The sequence below is a fragment of the Persicobacter diffluens genome (assembly GCF_036244895.1).
Taxonomy (GTDB): Bacteria; Bacteroidota; Bacteroidia; order Cytophagales; family Cyclobacteriaceae; genus Persicobacter; species Persicobacter diffluens.
The window spans coordinates 2,526,086-2,544,382 of sequence record NZ_BQKE01000001.1 but is presented as its reverse complement, the minus strand read 5'-3'; the positions used below and the strand labels follow the sequence as shown (position 1 = coordinate 2,544,382).

Annotated in this window: 17 protein-coding genes; 16 read left to right on the top strand and 1 reads right to left on the bottom strand. The window is 37.5% G+C overall.

The features are described 5' to 3' along the window. Nucleotides 1-28 precede the first annotated feature (28 nt). A complete protein-coding gene (locus tag AAA970_RS10150; protein ID WP_338237044.1) occupies nt 29-1,303 on the top strand; it encodes a nucleotide sugar dehydrogenase in 1,275 nt (424 codons plus the stop codon). A gap of 314 nt (nt 1,304-1,617) precedes the next feature. On the opposite strand, the gene AAA970_RS10145 is transcribed toward AAA970_RS10150, so the two are convergent. Further along, nucleotides 1,618-1,908, bottom strand: a complete 291-nt coding sequence (locus AAA970_RS10145) for a GIY-YIG nuclease family protein (protein ID WP_338237043.1) — start codon at nt 1,906-1,908, stop codon at nt 1,618-1,620. 466 nt (nt 1,909-2,374) lie between these two features. On the opposite strand from AAA970_RS10145, the gene AAA970_RS10140 reads away from it, so the two are divergent. The 15 genes from AAA970_RS10140 (at nt 2,375) to AAA970_RS10070 (ending at nt 18,161) form a co-directional block, all read left to right on the top strand. After that, nucleotides 2,375-3,364, top strand: a complete 990-nt coding sequence (locus tag AAA970_RS10140; protein ID WP_338237042.1) for an SDR family oxidoreductase — start codon at nt 2,375-2,377, stop codon at nt 3,362-3,364. Between the two features lie 4 nt (nt 3,365-3,368). Further along, complete coding sequence (gene wecB / locus AAA970_RS10135) at nt 3,369-4,487, top strand: non-hydrolyzing UDP-N-acetylglucosamine 2-epimerase (RefSeq protein WP_338237041.1); 1,119 nt, start codon at nt 3,369-3,371, stop codon at nt 4,485-4,487. 183 nt (nt 4,488-4,670) lie between these two features. Next, nucleotides 4,671-5,027: a four helix bundle protein gene (locus AAA970_RS10130; protein ID WP_338237040.1), complete on the top strand. Its 357-nt coding sequence runs from the start codon at nt 4,671-4,673 to the stop codon at nt 5,025-5,027. A gap of 150 nt (nt 5,028-5,177) precedes the next feature. After that, a complete protein-coding gene (gene wecC / locus AAA970_RS10125) occupies nt 5,178-6,383 on the top strand; it encodes a UDP-N-acetyl-D-mannosamine dehydrogenase (protein WP_338237039.1) in 1,206 nt (401 codons plus the stop codon). Between the two features lie 60 nt (nt 6,384-6,443). Further along, a complete protein-coding gene (locus AAA970_RS10120; protein WP_338237038.1) occupies nt 6,444-7,757 on the top strand; it encodes a flippase in 1,314 nt (437 codons plus the stop codon). Then, nucleotides 7,751-8,686: a sulfotransferase family protein gene (locus AAA970_RS10115; protein WP_338237037.1), complete on the top strand. Its 936-nt coding sequence runs from the start codon at nt 7,751-7,753 to the stop codon at nt 8,684-8,686. The genes AAA970_RS10120 and AAA970_RS10115 overlap by 7 nt, the downstream gene beginning before the upstream one ends. A gap of 80 nt (nt 8,687-8,766) precedes the next feature. Beyond that, a complete protein-coding gene (locus AAA970_RS10110; protein WP_338237036.1) occupies nt 8,767-10,038 on the top strand; it encodes an O-antigen ligase family protein in 1,272 nt (423 codons plus the stop codon). Continuing rightward, complete coding sequence (locus AAA970_RS10105) at nt 10,013-11,221, top strand: glycosyltransferase family 4 protein (protein WP_338237034.1); 1,209 nt, start codon at nt 10,013-10,015, stop codon at nt 11,219-11,221. Before AAA970_RS10110 ends, AAA970_RS10105 begins: the two co-directional genes overlap by 26 nt. Further along, a complete protein-coding gene (locus AAA970_RS10100; protein ID WP_338237033.1) occupies nt 11,214-12,428 on the top strand; it encodes a glycosyltransferase family 4 protein in 1,215 nt (404 codons plus the stop codon). Before AAA970_RS10105 ends, AAA970_RS10100 begins: the two co-directional genes overlap by 8 nt. Continuing rightward, the gene (locus AAA970_RS10095) at nt 12,400-12,879 is read left to right on the top strand and encodes an acyltransferase (RefSeq protein ID WP_338237032.1); all 480 of its coding nucleotides are present in this window, start codon (nt 12,400-12,402) and stop codon (nt 12,877-12,879) included. The genes AAA970_RS10100 and AAA970_RS10095 overlap by 29 nt, the downstream gene beginning before the upstream one ends. 6 nt (nt 12,880-12,885) lie before the next feature. Beyond that, nucleotides 12,886-14,022, top strand: a complete 1,137-nt coding sequence (locus AAA970_RS10090) for a glycosyltransferase family 4 protein (RefSeq protein ID WP_338237031.1) — start codon at nt 12,886-12,888, stop codon at nt 14,020-14,022. A 1-nt stretch (nt 14,023) separates the two neighbouring features. Beyond that, nucleotides 14,024-15,049: a polysaccharide biosynthesis protein gene (locus AAA970_RS10085; protein WP_338237030.1), complete on the top strand. Its 1,026-nt coding sequence runs from the start codon at nt 14,024-14,026 to the stop codon at nt 15,047-15,049. After that, complete coding sequence (gene wecB, locus AAA970_RS10080; RefSeq protein WP_338237029.1) at nt 15,036-16,151, top strand: non-hydrolyzing UDP-N-acetylglucosamine 2-epimerase; 1,116 nt, start codon at nt 15,036-15,038, stop codon at nt 16,149-16,151. The genes AAA970_RS10085 and wecB (AAA970_RS10080) overlap by 14 nt, the downstream gene beginning before the upstream one ends. Then, nucleotides 16,139-16,984, top strand: a complete 846-nt coding sequence (locus tag AAA970_RS10075; RefSeq protein WP_338237028.1) for a dTDP-4-dehydrorhamnose reductase family protein — start codon at nt 16,139-16,141, stop codon at nt 16,982-16,984. The genes wecB (AAA970_RS10080) and AAA970_RS10075 overlap by 13 nt, the downstream gene beginning before the upstream one ends. A gap of 1 nt (nt 16,985) precedes the next feature. After that, entirely contained in the window at nt 16,986-18,161 is a 1,176-nt protein-coding gene (locus AAA970_RS10070; protein WP_338237027.1) for a glycosyltransferase family 4 protein, read from the top strand. Nucleotides 18,162-18,297 lie beyond the last annotated feature (136 nt).

Genomic DNA, 18,297 nt, shown 5'->3' with positions numbered 1-18,297 from the left:
AGAACTGAAATATATTTTTTGATCCTTTATGAATCAATCTACAGATAAAATTGCCGTAATCGGTTTGGGCTATGTGGGACTGCCTTTAGCGGTGGAATTTGCCCAAAAGTATCAAACTGTGGGTTTTGATATTAATTCCCAACGTGTTGCGGAACTGGCTTCAGGGAAGGATCATACCCTTGAAGTGGCGGACGATTATTTAAGCTCAGTGATCCAGAATCATGATTTTCAGATTACCGATCAGTTGGAGCATTTAGCAGGCTGTAACGTCTTTGTGATTACAGTGCCCACCCCAACGGATAAAAATAACCGTCCGGTATTGACGCCTTTGGTAAAGGCCTCCGAGACGGTGGGAAAGGTATTGAAGAAGGGGGATATTGTTATTTACGAATCTACAGTATATCCTGGAGCGACAGAAGAGGATTGCGTGCCGGTACTCGAGCAGGTATCAGGTATGACATTCAATAAGGATTTCTTTGTGGGCTATTCCCCAGAGCGTATTAATCCAGGGGATAAGGAACATACCGTAACTAAGATTTTAAAGGTGACTTCCGGATCTACCCCAGCGGTAGCAGAAAAGGTGGATGCCTTATATAAAAGCGTCATAGTTGCAGGAACGCATTTGGCACCAACTATCAGAGTTGCTGAAGCGGCCAAGGTGATTGAAAATAGCCAGCGTGATATCAATATTGCCTTTGTTAATGAACTGGCGAAAATTTTCAATTTAATGGAGATTGATACCGCAGCTGTTTTAGAGGCCGCGGGAACTAAATGGAACTTTTTGCCATTCAAACCAGGGCTAGTAGGAGGACATTGTATTGGTGTTGATCCATACTATTTGGCACAAAAGGCACAAGAGGTGGGTTATCATCCTGAAATCATCTTAGCAGGCCGTCGTTTGAACGATGGTATGGGGCAGTATGTCGCTTCTGAGATCGTCAAGATGATGATTAAAAATGATCAGCCTGTACGCAAGGCCAAAGCCTTAATGTTGGGCTTAACCTTTAAAGAGAATTGCCCGGATATTCGTAATACGCGTGCCATTGATATTTACCATGAGCTTTTGAGCTATGGTATGGAAGTGGATGTTTATGATCCATGGGCAGATGGTCAGGAAGTAGGAGTAGAGTTTGGGATTGAGTTAAAGGCTGAAGCAGCTTTAGAACAATATGAGGTGATTGTTTTGGCAGTAGCCCATAAAGAATTTTTGACATTAGATCTGTCCCAATACAAAAAAGCTAATGGATTGGTATATGATGTGAAAGGTATTTTGCCGGAAAAAGAGGTGAATAAGCGCTTGTAATAGGGTGGTTTCGATACACGAGCAAGCTCGTACTCAACCACCGGTTCGGTTGTTGTGGTAAGTTTTACTACTCCAGGCTCAGTAACTTTGCTAAAATGAATTGTAGGGTTGCCTGAGTAGCAAAGCATATCGAAGGCAAAGGAGATATTCGCCGGCATGCGTGTGGTTTCGATACACGAGCGAGCTCGTACTCAACCACCGGTTCGGTAGGTGTGGTAAGTTTTGCTACGCCAGGCTCAGTAACTTTGCTAAAATGAATTGTAGGGTTGCCTGAGTAGCAAAGCGTACCGAAGGCAACCCATCGAAGCCACACCTCAAGCTTTTCTAAAAACCTTTTTCGCTAAAGCAGGTAATTCGCCAAATTGACCCTTTATTAGCGCCTCTTTTTTCTTGCGACTCCATCCCTGAACTTGTTTCTCACGGTGAAATGCAGTTTCAATCCGTTGATAAACTTCATAGTATACCAACTTAACTGGAAGTCTTCTTCTGGTATGGTTAGCCCCTTCACCCAGTTGGTGTTGTTGGAGTCTTAAGTTTAAATCTTTTGTGCTGCCAGTGTAATAACTCTTATCGGCACATTGAAGGATATACATATAGCCAGGCATAACGGTTAATATTTGGGTGGGTGGTATATAATTGATACGGTAATGCAATAGAAAGTTATTTTACTTCTGAGGTAGTGTGGTTTCGATAAGTGAGCAAGCTGGTACTCACCCACCGGTTCGGTGGTTATGGCAAGTATTACTTCGACAAGCTGAATAACCAGCTTTGCCAAATTTAATTGTAATGTAGCCTGAGTAGCGCAGCGTATCGAAGGCAATATATATCGAGCGTGCTCAGTAGCTCATCGATGTGGTTTCGATACACTCGCAAGCTCGTACTCAACCACCGGTTCGGTTGTTGTGGGAACTATTTTTACTTAGGAAAAGGGGGCTGAGTAGCGTGCTTCGACAAGCTCAGCAACCTAACTTCGACAGGCTCAGTAATCATCGAAGTCAAGATGAGATTAGCACGTACGGTGGCTGAGTAGCGCAGCGTATCGAAGCCAACAATATTGAAACAAAAACATTAATGAAAAGAATAATAGAAAACGCCAAAGTATTGGTGACTGGTGGAGCTGGTTTTATTGGCTCCAATTTGGTAGAAGCGCTTTTACCACAGGGGAATCAGGTAATCGTGTTGGATAATTTTGCCACCGGAAAGCGGGAAAATATTACCCCATTTATGGATCATCCGAATTTCACCCTGATCGAAGGAGATATACGGAATTTGGAAGTTTGTAAGCAGGCTGCAGAAGGTGTTGATTATATTTTACATCAGGCTGCTTTGGGTTCTGTGCCGCGTTCTATTAATGACCCTATTACTTCCAATGAGGTCAATGTCTCAGGCTTTTTGAATATGCTGGTGGCTGCTCGTGATTGTGGTGTGAAGCGAATGGTCTATGCGGCCTCCTCCTCTACCTATGGGGACCATCCGGGCTTACCCAAAGTGGAGGATAAGATAGGCAAACCATTATCCCCTTATGCGGTGACCAAATATGTGAATGAATTATATGCCGATGTTTTTGCTAAAACCTATGGTTTGGAGTTAATTGGCCTGCGTTATTTTAATGTTTTCGGTAGACGCCAGGATCCGGATGGAGCTTATGCAGCCGTGATTCCAAAATTTGTTAAAGCCTTGATTAATCACGAATCACCCGTGATCAATGGAGACGGGACCCACTCCCGTGACTTCACCTATATTGAAAATGTGGTGCAGATGAACCAATTGGCAGCTACTACAGAGAATGCTGCTGGGGTAAACCAGGTGTTTAATACGGCTCAGGGAGAGAATACTTCCTTGAATGAGTTGATTGATATTTTGAAAAAGAACCTCTCTCAATTCGACCCAAAAATTAATGAGGTAAAGGTGATTTATGGGCCGGAGCGGGCTGGTGATGTGAAACACTCTTTAGCGGATATCTCTAAGGCCAAAGAATTTTTGGGATATGAGCCGTCTCACGATGTGGCATTAGGAATGAGGGAAGCTACTGAATGGTATTATAATAATCTGAAAAACTAATAAGGTGAAAAAAATATTACTTGTTTTTGGAACTCGCCCTGAGGCGATCAAAATGGCGCCTTTGGTAAAGGCTTTCCAGAAAGATACGCATAATTTTCAAACGAAGGTTTGTGTTACTGCTCAGCACAGAGAAATGCTGGACCAGGTGCTGGCCTTTTTTGATATTCAGGCAGATTTTGATTTGGACTTAATGAAGCCGAATCAAAACCTGTATTCACTGACGGCGGATATTGTAACAGGTATGAAGCCGGTCCTGGAAGATTTTCAGCCTGATTATGTCTTTGTGCATGGAGATACCACCACAACAATGGCCACTAGTATTGCCGGTTTTTATAGCGGAGCAAAAGTTTGCCATATTGAAGCAGGATTGCGTACTTTCAATAAGCGGGCTCCTTTCCCGGAAGAAATTAACCGTCAGGTTACCGGCCGCATAGCAGATTATCACTTTGCTCCTACCACCAAATCCCAGCAAAATCTTTTGCAGGAAAATGTGCCGGCAGAAAGCATTTTGGTGACGGGGAATACGGTGATTGACGCGCTTTTGGAAAGTGTGGAAAGAGCGAACCAATTAGAAGGGCACCATGAGATAGAGTCGGTAAAAGCCAAAGTCAATTTTGATAAGGAGATTATTCTCGTCACGGGTCACCGCCGGGAAAATCACGGACAGGGCTTTTTAAATATCTGCGAAGCATTGCGCAAAATCAGTGAGCAGTCAGATGCCGAAATCATCTACCCAGTGCATTTGAATCCGAATGTACAGAAGCCGGTTTATAAATTGCTGGGAGAATTACCCAATGTGCATTTAATCGATCCGCTTTCTTATCCTGCCTTTGTGTGGCTAATGGATAAAGCCAAATTGATCATTACCGATAGTGGTGGGGTGCAGGAAGAGGCACCATCCCTAGGAAAGCCGGTGCTGGTGATGCGGGATACTACTGAGCGTCCGGAAGCGGTAGAAGCTGGTACCGTTATTTTAGTGGGAACTGATAAAGAAAAGATTCAGTTCGAAGCATTGGATCTGATCAATAACTCTAAGCGTTATGAGCAAATGAGCATGTTGCATAATCCCTATGGAGATGGGAAGGCGTGTGAGCGGGTGGTGGAGTTTATGAGAGAGCTGTAAGATGTGTGATGTATGATGTGTGATGTGTGATGTGAAATGTACGATGTCTGATGTTTAATGTGTGAAGACTGATGTAAGATGTGTGGTGTTTGAGGTGAAATTTATGATGTAAGATCGTGGAAAAAGCTTGTTGGTTGATTAAGGTTGTTGGTGGTAATTTGTAATTGAACCAAATTCAATGTTATGAATCAACAAATGATGGAGGATCGCTTAGTGGATTTTTCTGTGGTGATTTTTCAGCTGGTGAGAACGTTGAAGCATGATTTTGCTGCTGAGGTGTTAGCCAAACAAATGATTCGATCCGCTACCTCTCCAGCATTAAACTATGGAGAAGCAAGAGCGGCGGAATCCCGCAAAGATTATATCCATAAACTATCAATAGCGCTAAAAGAGTTAAGAGAAACGATGGTGTCCCTTAAAATTATCGAAAAAGCAGCGTTATCCTCGAATACTGATGTTCTTGCAAGCGCAAAACAAGAATGCAATGAACTCATCAGTATTTTAGTAGTCACCATCAAGAAACTAAAAATGAATAAATAACCCACATCATACATCCCACATCCCACATCCCACATCCCACATCTAACATCTAACATCTAACATCTCACATCTCACATCTAACATCTCACATCTCACATCATCATCTCACATCCCATTTCCGAATTTTAAATAAAAAACTAACAATATTTCATGTTTAAGCCAGAAGTCGTAACGGTTGGGTTGGGCTATATCGGATTGCCTACCTCCGCGCTAATCGCCCTAAAAGGCGTAAAAGTTTTAGGGGTCGATGTTAATCCCAAAGTAGTAGAAACCATCAATAAAGGCCTCATTCACATCGTAGAGCCGGAATTAGATGCTATCGTTGAAACCGCTGTTGCGGAAGGAACGTTGAAAGCAGCCTTAAAGGCGGAAGAAGCTAATGCCTATCTGATTGTGGTGCCGACTCCTTTCAAAGGGCAAAATGAACCAGATATTTCTTTTGTAGAAGCAGCCACAAAAGGAGTTTTACCATTATTGAAAGAAGGGGACTTGTATATCATTGAGTCCACTTCCCCCATTGGTACGACAGAAAAGATGGCTAAGCTGATTTTTGCGGCACGGCCGGAATTGGAGGGTAAAATTCATATTGCTTATTGCCCGGAACGCGTATTGCCTGGAAATGTGATGTTTGAGCTGGTGAATAATGACCGGGTGATTGGAGGAATTGATGCGGCATCCACGGAAGCTGCAGTGAATTTCTATGCGCGATTCGTGGATGGAGAGTTGCATAAAACCAATGCCCGTACGGCAGAGATGTGTAAATTGGTTGAAAATTCTTCGCGAGATGTACAAATTGCCTTTGCCAATGAACTGTCCTTAATCTGTGATAAAGCGGATATCAATGTCCGAGAATTGATCAATTTGGCGAATAAGCATCCTCGAGTGAATATCCTACAGCCTGGCTGTGGAGTAGGGGGGCACTGTATTGCGGTTGATCCTTATTTTATTGTGGCGGATTATCCGATGGAATCTCAGATTATTGGTAAAGCCCGTGAAATCAATAATTATAAGGCTTTCTGGTGTGCCGAGAAAATCAAAAATGCCAAGTTGGAATTTGAACTGAAGCATGGACGGAAGCCTTCCGTGGCCTTGATGGGCTTAGCTTTCAAACCAGATATTGATGATTTAAGAGAATCTCCTGCGAAGTATATTGCGCAAAAGGTTTTGCAGGATGCCAATAATGAAGAGCATTATATCGTGGAACCGAATGTCTCGGAGCATAATGTATTTAAGCTAACGGATTATCAAGAAGCGGTAGAGAAGGCTGATATTGTAGCGTTTTTAGTGGCGCATAAGGAGTTTAAAAACCTTAGTTTTAAAAAGAGTGGGGTGGTTTTAGATTTTTGTGGAGTGTGATTATTTTTATTAAAATGGCTTTGTGTAAATTAATTGTTGGTTTAACAATAGTTAGGAGTAATGAGGGATTCAGTTTTCAGAGAAGGGGATAAATTAAAAAAAATAATTTCTATTCCTCTGGTAAAATCTCTTTTAGGGACTACCATGGTCAAGGTGATTACAGTTTTTCTTAGTTTTTTTGTTAGTGTTTTTTTTGCTAGATCACTAAGTGTTGATGATTTTGGTGAATATAATTATTTAGTTAACGTAATTACTTTAATTTCTTTGCCTATTTCAGCAGGGTTGCCAAATTTAATAGTTAAGTATACTTCTGAGTATCGGGTTAAAAATGAAATAGAAAAAATTCAGGGTTTCATTTTTTTTGCATTTGGTTTAAGTTTAACTATTTCATTGATTTTTTTTCTGATTCTTTTTTTTGTTTTTGAATATGGGAAGTTTGATAATACATTTGCTTTCTATGTTTTATTGCTTTCAGTCATTATTTCAATTACCAATATTTTGGCGTCCTTTTTAAGGGGGTATGATCGTATTCTCCTGAGTCAACTTCCAATTTTTATAATAAAGCCAGGCTTATTATTTATCGTAGTGGTCATTATTGGGGCTTTGGGAGGTTTGAATGTGGAAAGTGCATTATTGTTAAATCTTATGGCTTCAAGTGTAGCTTTAGTTTATGCTTTCTATGAGTTTTGTAAATTAAGAATTAATAGTTCTAAGGTAATATATGATACGAAAGTATGGCTAGGAAAAGCGTTGCCTTTTTTAATAAGTGGAAGTGCCTTTTTTTTAAATAGTAAACTGGATACCTTAATGCTAGGGGGGTTAAGAGAAAATTCAGAAGTAGCATTTTATGAAGTAGCTAGTAAACTTGGAACGCTTATGACGTTTTTCTTATCAATCAATGCTACAGTATTGGCTCCAAAAATAGCTGAATTGTATACGGTAAATAAGTACTCAGAACTAAAAATATTATTATTCAGATCGGTATTATTTGCAAGTTCGATGGCTTTGCCATTCTTTATTACGTTCTTTTTTGGTGGTGAATATATTATATCAAGAAGCTATGGGATCGAATATGTGGAATCATATGTCCCATTGATTATTTTAATGTTCGGGCATTTATTCAGTTGTTTAATGGGTTCGTCTGGTTTAGTTTTGAATATGACTAATAACCAAAATTTAGCTGCTTATGGAATGGTTTTATCTGTGATTATAAATTTTACACTAAATTTTTTATTAATCCCTTTTTGGGGCGCAATTGGGGCCGCTGTCGCTACATCCTTAAGTTTAGTTGCTTGGAATAGTATTTTGGTAGTAATGGTAAAGATTAAATTAGGGGTTAATACTACAATTTTTCAAAATCCAAAATTATGTTAAGTTCCTCGCCTGTTTTTATTATTGGAGCTCCAAGGAGTGGTACTACAATGCTGGGTAGTGCTATTGGTGCGCATTCAAAATGTTTAGCTTTACCTGAATCTCCATTTTTATCTTCTCATTATAGTGCAAGTGCTAAGATTCCATTATCTAAGATTTTTGAAAATATTACCAATCATTTTAGATTTAAACATTGGAAACTGAGAAATGAAGATGTAGAAAGAATAGGGAAAGATCTTTGTTCTTTTAAAAGTTACCCGCAATTGGTTTCTGAATTTCTTAAGATTTACTCCCAAAATAATAAAAAAACTAATTTTACTAAATGGATAGAACATAGCCCTGCCAACATAAATAGAGTGACATTTTTAAAGAAGGAATTTCCAGATGCTAAATTTATTCATATTGTCCGTGATGGTAGGGCTGTTGCAAATTCAATAAGGAGCTTAGATTGGGGAGGGAATAATATTTTAGAAAATATTACGGAATGGAAAAATAATTTAGCCTTTGGTTTTTTAGCTGAGTTAAGTTTATCTAAAGATGTGAAGAGGGTTTACTATGAAGATTTGATTAAAAATCCAGAATCCCAATTAAATGAAATATGTTGTTTTTTGGGTATTTCTTTTGAGGAAGAAATGTTAAAAGGTGATTCTAGTTTTTTACCTAGTTATACAAAAAAACAACATTCATTAGTTGGAAGCTCATTTAGTGCAGAAAGAATTGACTCTTGGCAATTAAATTTGAGTAGTCGTGATATTGAATTGTTTGAATTTTATTGTTCATCCATGTTGTCAACTCTGGGATATTCTTTAGTGTGTGATTATGAAATTCAACCTCCCTCATTCACCGAAAGGACTCGTTTTTGGTTTTCAGGTTTTATTAAAACAGAGCTAATTAATAGGGTTAGGATGAAAAGGAGAGTTGGCTTTATTTGAGGTTGCTTTGTAGTAAGTTTTGAAACATTTAAATGGTTGTTTTTCAATTTTGTTTTTTGTGTTATATTTAGATTTTGTGCATGAAAGATGATATTACTAATTCTAGAATTCTTTCTATTTGGTTCGTTCTATTATTACTTTCGTTTTGCTACCAAAAACCAATCCTTTTTTTATCAAGTATCGACAGAATTAATCCTCGTTTATTCGATATTGTATCCATACTTGGAGTGTTGTTTTATTTTAGGTTTGGAGATGCTAAAAGACCGGTTAAAATGCTCCTTTGGTGGAAGTACTTGGTTTTATGGTTTTGCTTTTTAACTATCATTACTATTTTTTTTTATGATTTCCCGGGGAGCATAAATCAATATGTTTTGTTTTATTGTTTTAAATATATTCAGGGTTATTTTATTCTTTTGTTAGTTTCAAAATTGGAGTTTAAATTAATCCCCCTAGTGATAAAAACCTGTTTTGTTGGTGGTGTTTTTGTGTTTGTTTATTGTGTTTTTGAGTTTTTTTATGGGGAATATGGTTCAGTTGAGTTTTCCCCTGGTAAATTTGTCAATAAACCTATGGGGGTTATTTGGGGGCCTTTTGGGAATACTTATTTTCAAATAGCTAATTATCTTCCATTATTATCAAGTGTTATATTTGGGTATAGTTATGCTAAAAAAAATGGATTATTGTATAAGTTATTCGCTGTTTTATTGTCTTTTCCATTGCTTTTTACTGGTTCCCGTACAGGCCTTGGATTATTGCTTGTTTCATTAGCCTTAATAACAATATTCAATAAGGATTTTTATTTTTTATTCATCACTGCCTTCCTTGCCTTAATAGTGTCATTTAGTTCTTGGTCTGATAAGTTGCTAGAAACTAATACTATTTCTCGGATGGTTGCCATGGAGAATAATGAACATAATTCTATTTCAGACAGAGTTAACCTTATTGATGAGTTTGATATTTCTAAGTATCATGATAATGGGCATTTTTTACCTTTTTTTGGAGGCGGGATTTTTGTAGCTCCTCGAGATGGTAAGTTTCGTATAGGTTATGGGTTCCATAATATTTATGTCTATGTTTTCGAACAATCAGGAGTTGTAGGATTTTTAATATTTTTAACTTTTATTGCTCACACTATTAAAGGGTTGATAATTAATGTGATAGCTAACAGATCGGATGCTGTCACTTATTTTTTTGTGATTTCTGTTTTGTGTTTTTTTATATCTCAATTAATTACTGGTGTGTCGGCGCATTCTTGGTGGAGGGGTTTTGCAACAAATGATATGAATACTTTACGGTTAATTATTTTATTAATAGCTTCGACTGCATATGAAAAAAATACTGCTATTAAATGATCATGCTCATTTTGGAGGTGGCGGAGATGCAGTTTTAAATTTGGAGATTGAATTTTTGAAGCGAAGGGGTTTTGATGTTTATACCTTATCTTTTGGTGAGAACGATAGTTTTGATGGTTCAAATTTTATTGTTGAAGAGCCGCAGAAACGTGTTCACTCGAAGTTGTATAAGTTTGTTTATGCAGGTGAAATTTCTAAAAAAGTTTCACAGATTATTTCTGACATTAATCCAAGTCTAATCCATATACATCTTATTTCTAAATTTCCATTAGGTGTTTATAATATTTCTGAATTAAAGCATATTCCTGTTGTTCAGACATTACATGGCCCAAATTTATTTTGTGCATCTTCGTGGGGTGGTTTGAAAAATTCTGAGTCATGTGAAATGGGTATTGGCTCCAAATGTTTTTCAAGAAATTGTGTTTCTGCCCTTGATTCCTTGCTTTATTGGCAATTGTCTAAAAGGTATGAGGATGGTCTGTCTAAAAATGTAGATTATTTCCATTGCCCCTCAAAGTTTATCGAAAATGCAATAAATGCTTTGGGCTTTTCCAATAGTATTTATATTCCACTAGGCATTGACCCTTTCTTTATGGAACATGAACTTCCAGTAAAAACGAAGCATGTTCGGCCTACCATTCTTTTTATTGGGCAAATAAATAAGGTCAAAGGGATTGATTTGTTGCTGCCAGCTTTGGAAATGGTTATGACTAAAATTCCCAATGTATTATTGAGGATTGCAGGAAGAGGGATAGCTTTAAATGGTCTTAAGGAAAAAGTTAGAGAGTTAAATCTTGAAGATAATGTTGAATTTCTAGGATTTGTTGGGCGGGATAGAATCAAAGATTTCTATGCCAGTGGAGACCTTTTACTTATGCCCAGTATTTGGCATGAGCAGTTTGGGTTAATTGGACCTGAGGCAATGTCACAAGGTATTCCCGCTATTGGGAGTAATATAGGTGGTATTCCTGAGTGGTTATATCATGATCAACATGGCTATTTATTTCCCCCAGGGGATGTTGAACATATGGCAAAATATATTATTAAACTTTTGGAGGATGAAGCCTTAAGAGCTTCCTTCGGAGAGGCTTGTCGAAATTTTGCGGTAAATAATCATTCACCTTTTGATTACGAATCCCGTATGGTTGCTTTATTTAATGATCTGATTGATAGATATGATTAAAGATATATTATATTTAATTGGAGGGCGTAGTTTTACTAATAATAACCTTGGTAGGAAAATCTCAGAAGTGATTGAAACTTTGAATTTGGTTGGTTTTCGTTTGGATACTTTTTTTGGGGGGGATTTGGAGAAAACAAAATCATTACCTTTCTCTTATGGAGCACAAAAGTATCATGATTCTCAAGTTAGTAAATTGAAAAGGAATGACTTTTTAAAACCTTTAATTATTTCTGTTTCAGAGTTAAAGGATATAATACATGATCGAAAAGTTTTCAGCGAGTTATATAAGAAAAAAGGCCGATATAAATTGGTCTGGGAGCGAAGTTCCCGCCTACATTGGGCTGGTTTAAGATATGCAAAAAGAATAGGGGTTCCTTTTGTGTTGGAATGGAAGGATCATCTAATTGATTATAAATGGTCATTATTCAAACCTCTGGCTCTGTATATTGAGAGGAAAAAGTTGTTGGAGGCCTCTGATATAGTTGTAGAATCTACTGTTTTAAAGGAGGAATTAATTAGAAATGAAGGTATAGAGGAGGACAAAATACATGTAGCCTTAAATGCGGTTAATACTGATGAATTTAGTGCGAGAGGTATAGATTCAGAAATTATTACTCAATATAATCTTCCTACAGATAAATTAATAGTTGGTTATATAGGAAGTTACGCTTTTTATCATAATACTGAGCTATTGGTCGATGCACTTTCAGAAATACTTAAAAGAAGAACGGATGTTTTTTTTTGGCTAGTAGGGAATGGCAAGGATTATCATTTGTGTAAAGATAAAGCTAAAGAGTTAAGTATTCCTCAGGAAAATATTCTATTCTCTGATGGAGTGCCCAAAGAGAAAGTACCAGAAATTTTGCGCGCCATTGATATTGCCGTTTTGCCGGGCTCTACGGATATAATTTGCCCAATAAAAATAATGGAGTATATGGCAGCTGAAAAAGCCGTTATTGCACCAGATTACCAATGTAATCGTGAGGTTATTAGGCATGGAGAAAATGGGGTGTTGTTTGAACCCAAATCCGTGAACTCCTTTTTGAATGAGTTAAATTGGTTAATGGGGGAACCAGTGAGTCGTGAAAAAATCGCAAAGGAAGCCAGGGTGTATGTCGCCACACATTTGAGTTGGGAGCAAACATGGGGTAGGGTAGCACGCAAAATAGTTGAAAAGTATGAAGTTGGTGATAAAAGTCATAACTAGGCTAAAAAGGTATTTTGCCAGAAAGCTTAGGACATACATCGTTCGAAGACAAGTCAAGAAAGTAGGTGAAAACTTCGTATGTGATGAGGATGTCAAAATATATGGCGGTGAAAATATTGAGATTGGAGATAATGTTGTGCTCAATAAGGGGGTGCTTTTGCAGTCTTGTGAAGGAGCTCAAATTATTATAGAAAATGATGTGACCATTTCATATGACGCAAAAATCATCACTGGTAATCTTGCAAAAGGGGGTTCTTTGGGTAGGAGTCATAATGTAAATGACGTAATTATACACAAAAATACGTGGATAGGCACTAATTCGATAATTTTGCCAGGAACGGTATTAAATGAAGGGTGTGTTGTTGCTGCAGGTACTGTATTTAATAAAACTATACCTAATAAATATGTCTTAATTGGAGGGGTCCCTAATCAAATATTGAAAAATTTGTAAATACAAATGCGTAAAATAGTTATTGATGCAACCAACATAGGTTTGGGCGGAGGTGTTACACATTTGATTGAGTTGCTGAAGCATTCACACCTCTGTGAATCCCAAATAATCGTCTATGCCTCTGAAAATACTCTGGCCAGACTTGACGGTGATCGTGTCATAAAGCGAACTCATCCATTATTAAATAAATCTATTTTTCATCGTATTTTTTATCAAAAGGTTTATTTTGATCGGGAGCTGTTTCGTGAAAAAGAGGCCATTCTATTTTCGATTACAGGTGATTATAGTGGTACTTTCTCCCCAATGGTGGGGATGTCAAGGAATATGTTGCTCTATGAGCGGGAACATTGGGATTATTTAAACAATCCTAAAGAATCGCTTAAGTTTTTTTTAGGCTATTTGCGTCAAAGGCGCTCATTTCGAAAGGCGAAGCATATTATTTTTATCTCCAAATATGCTCAACAATATGTGAGTGATAAATTGAATTTGCCTACAAGTAAGTCAACTGTTATTCATCATGGCGTGTCCCGGAGGTTCGTTAATTCTCCATCTTGTAATGATTCTATAAATGATTTTTCAGTCAAAAGACCATTTGTTTTTACATATGTTTCTACTATTCATACTTATAAAAATCATGTCCCTCTAATTGAGGCTGTAGGTCAATTACGGAAAGAAGGCTTTCCTGTTAAATTAAGAATTATTGGGGGGATTATTAATAGAAAAGCGGGGAAAGCGATGTTTTCAGCTATGAAAAAAGTAGATCGCTCTTGTTTGTTTATTGAGTATTTGGAACATCAACCCTATGAGGAAATTGAAAAGCATTATAAGAATTCACATGGATTGGTATATTCTTCTACCTGTGAAAATATGCCTAATATTTTAATTGAAGCGATGTCTTCTGGAGTTCCAATTGCTTGTAGTGATAAACAACCTATGCCAGAGTTTCTTAAAGGAAATGGCTATTATTTTGATGCCTTGGATGTAATGTCGGTAAAGAATGCAATGATAAATCTGATGGAAGACCCAAAGGCCAGTAAAGAGATGGCTGAAAGGAATATGGAAGAAGTTCAGAAATATTCATGGGAAAAAACGGCGAAGGAAAGTTTCTCCATTTTAAAACGTGTCTACGATAATCATAAATAGTATGTTTAAAAATAAAGTATTATTAATTACAGGGGGAACGGGTTCTTTTGGAAATACAGTCCTAAAAGGCTTTATTAATTCCGATTTTAAAGAAATCCGTATTTTTTCCCGTGATGAGAAAAAACAGGATGATATGCGACGCATTTATCAGAATCCTAAGCTTAAGTTTTACATTGGCGACGTAAGGGATTTTGATAGTGTAAATAATGCGATGTATGGCGTGGATTACGTTTTTCATGCTGCGGCCTTAAAGCAGGTGCCTTCCTGTGAATTTTTTCCTTTAGAAGCGGCAAAGACCAATGTTTTTGGGACGGCTAATGTAATTAAAGCAGCTAAGCAAAATAAAGTAAAAAACCTGGTTTGTCTGAGTACGGATAAAGCAGCTTATCCTATAAATGCAATGGGGATGAGCAAAGCCCTCATGGAAAGAACGGCAATTGCGGAATCCAGGAATATTGGAGAGGATGGGCCTACGATTTGTGTGACACGTTACGGGAATGTGATGGCTTCAAGAGGATCGGTGATTCCTTTGTTTATTGAACAAATTAAAAACGGGCAGGCCATTACCGTTACTGACCCGAATATGACGCGCTTTATGATGTCATTGGATGAGGCGGTAGACCTGGTGTTGTATGCCTTTCAGCATGGCCGCCAAGGGGATTTGTTTGTTCAAAAATCACCGGCCTCTACAGTGGATGATGTCGCTAAGGCTATGAAAAGCATTTTTAATGCGGAGAATGAAATAAAAGTAATTGGTACCCGTCATGGGGAAAAGCTGTACGAAACCTTATTGACTAAGGAAGAATTTGGTAAGGCAGAGGAATTAGAAAATTATTATCGTGTTCCGGCGGATAACCGTGATTTGAATTACGGAAAATATTTTGAAAAAGGAGATCAAAAGCTATCAGATTCCGGTGAGTACCATTCTCATAATACCCGAAGACTTAGCCTTGAGCAGACGATAGATAAAATCATGAGTTTGGATTATGTCCCGGAATTGAATCAATTGAAAAATGAAGAAGCTTAAAGTTACTACAATTTTAGGAACCAGACCTGAAATTATTCGCCTGGCAGAAATAATTAAGAAATGTGATCAGTATTTTGATCATACCTTAGTACATACCGGCCAGAACTACGATTACTCCTTAAATGAGGTTTTTTTTAATGATTTGGAGCTTCGTGAGCCGGATTATTATCTCGGTGTGGTGGGTAAGAATTTGGGGGAAACCATGGGTAATGTGATTGCGAAATCATTTGATTTGCTTTTGGAAATCCAACCGGATGCCCTACTTGTTCTGGGTGATACGAACAGCGTTTTGTGTACGATTGCAGCGAAGAGGCTGAAAATTCCTATTTTCCATATGGAGGCGGGTAATCGTTGCTTTGATCAAAATGTGCCGGAGGAGATTAACCGAAAGATTTCTGATCATATCAGTGATATTAATCTCTGTTATACTGAAAATAGCAGGAGGTATTTGTTGAGTGAGGGTTTTCGAAAGGATCATGTGTTTGTGACGGGCTCTCCCTTAAAAGAGGTTTTAATTAAGCATGCCGATGCTATTCAAAATAGCGATGTACTTAATACATTAAACCTTGAGGAAGGGAAATATATCGTAGTGAGTGCTCACAGAGAAGAAAATATAGATTTGAAAAATCATTTTGAAATTCTTTGTGAATCATTAAATGCTGTTGCGGAAAAGTACCAAATGCCTGTGATTTTTTCTACTCATCCCCGAACGGCAAAGAGAATTGAGCAATCACAGATAAAATTTCACCCACTTATTCAAAATGTCAAGCCATTAGGTTTCTTTGATTATGTGAAGCTACAAAAAAATGCGATGGTGGTGCTTTCCGATAGCGGTACAATTAGTGAAGAATCTGCCATGATGGAATTTCCGGCAGTGAGTATTCGAACCAGTACTGAACGCCCGGAAGCGATTGATGCGGGTTCAATTGTTTTAGGTGGAATTGATAAAGACAGTGTTTTGTCTTCCATCGAAATTGCTAAAATGGAGTATAATTTTAATGAAATTGCTAAGGAATACACCATTACTGACAATTCGACCAGAATTGTACGCGTTATTCAGAGTTATGTGGGTATAGTTAACAGAACCATATGGAACAAATAAAAATTTTGGTTTTGGGAGCCGCCGGAATGGCTGGCCATGTCATCGCCAGGTATTTCGGTTCAAAAGAAAACTATAAAGTATTTACGTTGGCTAGAAACTGTAATAGTATTAAGCCCGATTTTGAAGTTGACCTGAAAGATTTTGAAGCCTTGACTAAAGTCCTTGAAAAGGGTTTTGATGTCGTGATTAATGGGGTAGGGCTTTTGAATCAGTATGCGGAGAATAATCCGGATGAAGCAATTTTGATTAATTCCTATTTACCTCACTTTTTGGCAAAAAAAAGTACTGCTTTGAATTATAAATTTATTCATATCAGTACGGATTGTGTGTTTTCCGGGGCCAAAGGAAAGTATACGGAAGACAGCTTTAAAGATGGAGTCGGTTTTTATGCACAAACAAAAGCGCTTGGGGAGGTGACTTATGGCGATAATTTGACTATTAGAACGTCCATTATTGGCCCGGAATTAAAGAATAATGGGATTGGTCTTTTTGACTGGTTTATGAAGCAGAAAGGTGAAACTAATGGATATTCTAAATCCATTTGGTCAGGGGTTACGACTCCAATTCTTGCGGAGGCCATTGAGGCTGCCATTATTAATAAGGTTACCGGGTTGGTTCATTTATCCAATAATGATGGAATTACTAAATACGATTTATTGAAAGTTATATCAATTGTATTTGAAAAGGATATTGTAGTTCACAAGGTTGATGGGGTCGCGGCTGATAAAAGTATTTTAGATACGCAGTCTAAATTAAATTATCAGGTACCCAGTTATCCGGATATGATTGTACACCTTAAAAATTGGATTACCAATTCGGAAGATTACAGCTAATATGAATATCCTACTTATTGTGGATGATTATCTCCCTCATAGTATCAAGGTAGCAGCTAAAATGATGCATGAGTTAGCGCAAGAGTTAATGACTCAAGGGCATGTCGTTACTGTTTTAACACCTTCTTCTTCTTTGAAGAGAAGGTGTTCTTTGGAGAAAATAGATGGGGTGAGTGTTTTGTATTTTCGTAGTGGAAAGATAAAGAATACTAACAAAATCCGAAGAGCGGTAAATGAAAGTTTACTTTCTTTTCGGGCTTATTGGTCTTGTGCTGAATTTTTCAAAAGCAACCCCCAGGATTTAATTGTAGCTTATTCACCCAGTATTTTTTTTGGCCATCTCGTTGCCCGGTTAAAAAAGTTATGGAATGCCCAAAGCTATTTAATCTTAAGGGATTTTTTCCCTCAATGGGCTATTGATAGCGAGCTTATGAAGGAGGGTTCCCTGATTCATAAGTATTTTCAGTTTTTTGAGAATAAGAATTATTCCGTTGCAGATAGAATTGGGATTATGTCACCTTCCAATGAAAGGTATTTTCGAGAGTCTGAGTTTTCAGAGAAAGTTGAAGTTTTGTATAATTGGGTAAAACCAATGGAATACCAAAGGGAGGATGATTATTGGCGGGATAAATATAACCTAAAAAATAAGACTGTCTTTTTTTATGGTGGAAATATCGGCTTTGCGCAAGAAATGAAATGCCTTTTAGATTTAGCTTTTGAGCTTAGAGGGCATCCCGAAGCTATGTTTATTTTTGTGGGGGATGGAGATGAAGTGCCATTACTTAAGGGCTTAGTGGCAGAGCATAAATTAACCAATGTGTTGATTTTTCCACCGGTTGACCAAAAAACCTATCTCGAAATGTTAAATGAGGCCGATGTAGGTTTAATTCACCTTAATAGAAACCATACTTCACATAATTTTCCAGGAAAAGTTCTGAGTTATTTTAACTTGAATAAGCCCGTTCTTGGTGCCGTAAATGTTGGAAATGATCTAAAGGATGTTATTAACAAAGCGAATGCCGGTTATATTTCTGATAGTGGAGATTTGGGATCCTTAAAGGAAAATGCGCTGAGATTATTGTCTGCTAAAAATCGAAAACAAAAAGGGGAAAATGGTAAAAAATTACTGTTGGAGCTTTTCGATGTTCAGGTTACAGCTCAAAAAATAACCCATTAAGCCGTGGTTGTTCTACCTTGAGCCAGGGTATTTTTTAGATTAATAAGTGAAAATTGACCAGTTATATTTGATAAACCAACTGTTTTGAAAAGTCAATTAAATTGGGTGAAAATTGGAGGAAGCTTGCTTCTCCTTT

What these genes read in the sequence shown, in the direction of transcription:
- AAA970_RS10145 (WP_338237043.1), bottom strand. Translation starts at nt 1,908, where the DNA reads ATGCCTGGCTATATGTATATCCTTCAATGTGCCGATAAGAGTTATTAC.
- AAA970_RS10140 (WP_338237042.1), top strand. Translation starts at nt 2,375, where the DNA reads ATGAAAAGAATAATAGAAAACGCCAAAGTATTGGTGACTGGTGGAGCT.
- AAA970_RS10115 (WP_338237037.1), top strand. Translation starts at nt 7,751, where the DNA reads ATGTTAAGTTCCTCGCCTGTTTTTATTATTGGAGCTCCAAGGAGTGGT.
- AAA970_RS10070 (WP_338237027.1), top strand. Translation starts at nt 16,986, where the DNA reads ATGAATATCCTACTTATTGTGGATGATTATCTCCCTCATAGTATCAAG.
- wecB (WP_338237029.1), top strand. Translation starts at nt 15,036, where the DNA reads ATGAAGAAGCTTAAAGTTACTACAATTTTAGGAACCAGACCTGAAATT.
- AAA970_RS10095 (WP_338237032.1), top strand. Translation starts at nt 12,400, where the DNA reads ATGAAGTTGGTGATAAAAGTCATAACTAGGCTAAAAAGGTATTTTGCC.
- AAA970_RS10090 (WP_338237031.1), top strand. Translation starts at nt 12,886, where the DNA reads ATGCGTAAAATAGTTATTGATGCAACCAACATAGGTTTGGGCGGAGGT.
- AAA970_RS10150 (WP_338237044.1), top strand. Translation starts at nt 29, where the DNA reads ATGAATCAATCTACAGATAAAATTGCCGTAATCGGTTTGGGCTATGTG.
- AAA970_RS10075 (WP_338237028.1), top strand. Translation starts at nt 16,139, where the DNA reads ATGGAACAAATAAAAATTTTGGTTTTGGGAGCCGCCGGAATGGCTGGC.
- wecC (WP_338237039.1), top strand. Translation starts at nt 5,178, where the DNA reads ATGTTTAAGCCAGAAGTCGTAACGGTTGGGTTGGGCTATATCGGATTG.
- AAA970_RS10105 (WP_338237034.1), top strand. Translation starts at nt 10,013, where the DNA reads ATGAAAAAAATACTGCTATTAAATGATCATGCTCATTTTGGAGGTGGC.
- AAA970_RS10100 (WP_338237033.1), top strand. Translation starts at nt 11,214, where the DNA reads ATGATTAAAGATATATTATATTTAATTGGAGGGCGTAGTTTTACTAAT.
- AAA970_RS10130 (WP_338237040.1), top strand. Translation starts at nt 4,671, where the DNA reads ATGAATCAACAAATGATGGAGGATCGCTTAGTGGATTTTTCTGTGGTG.
- AAA970_RS10085 (WP_338237030.1), top strand. Translation starts at nt 14,024, where the DNA reads ATGTTTAAAAATAAAGTATTATTAATTACAGGGGGAACGGGTTCTTTT.
- AAA970_RS10120 (WP_338237038.1), top strand. Translation starts at nt 6,444, where the DNA reads ATGAGGGATTCAGTTTTCAGAGAAGGGGATAAATTAAAAAAAATAATT.
- AAA970_RS10110 (WP_338237036.1), top strand. Translation starts at nt 8,767, where the DNA reads ATGAAAGATGATATTACTAATTCTAGAATTCTTTCTATTTGGTTCGTT.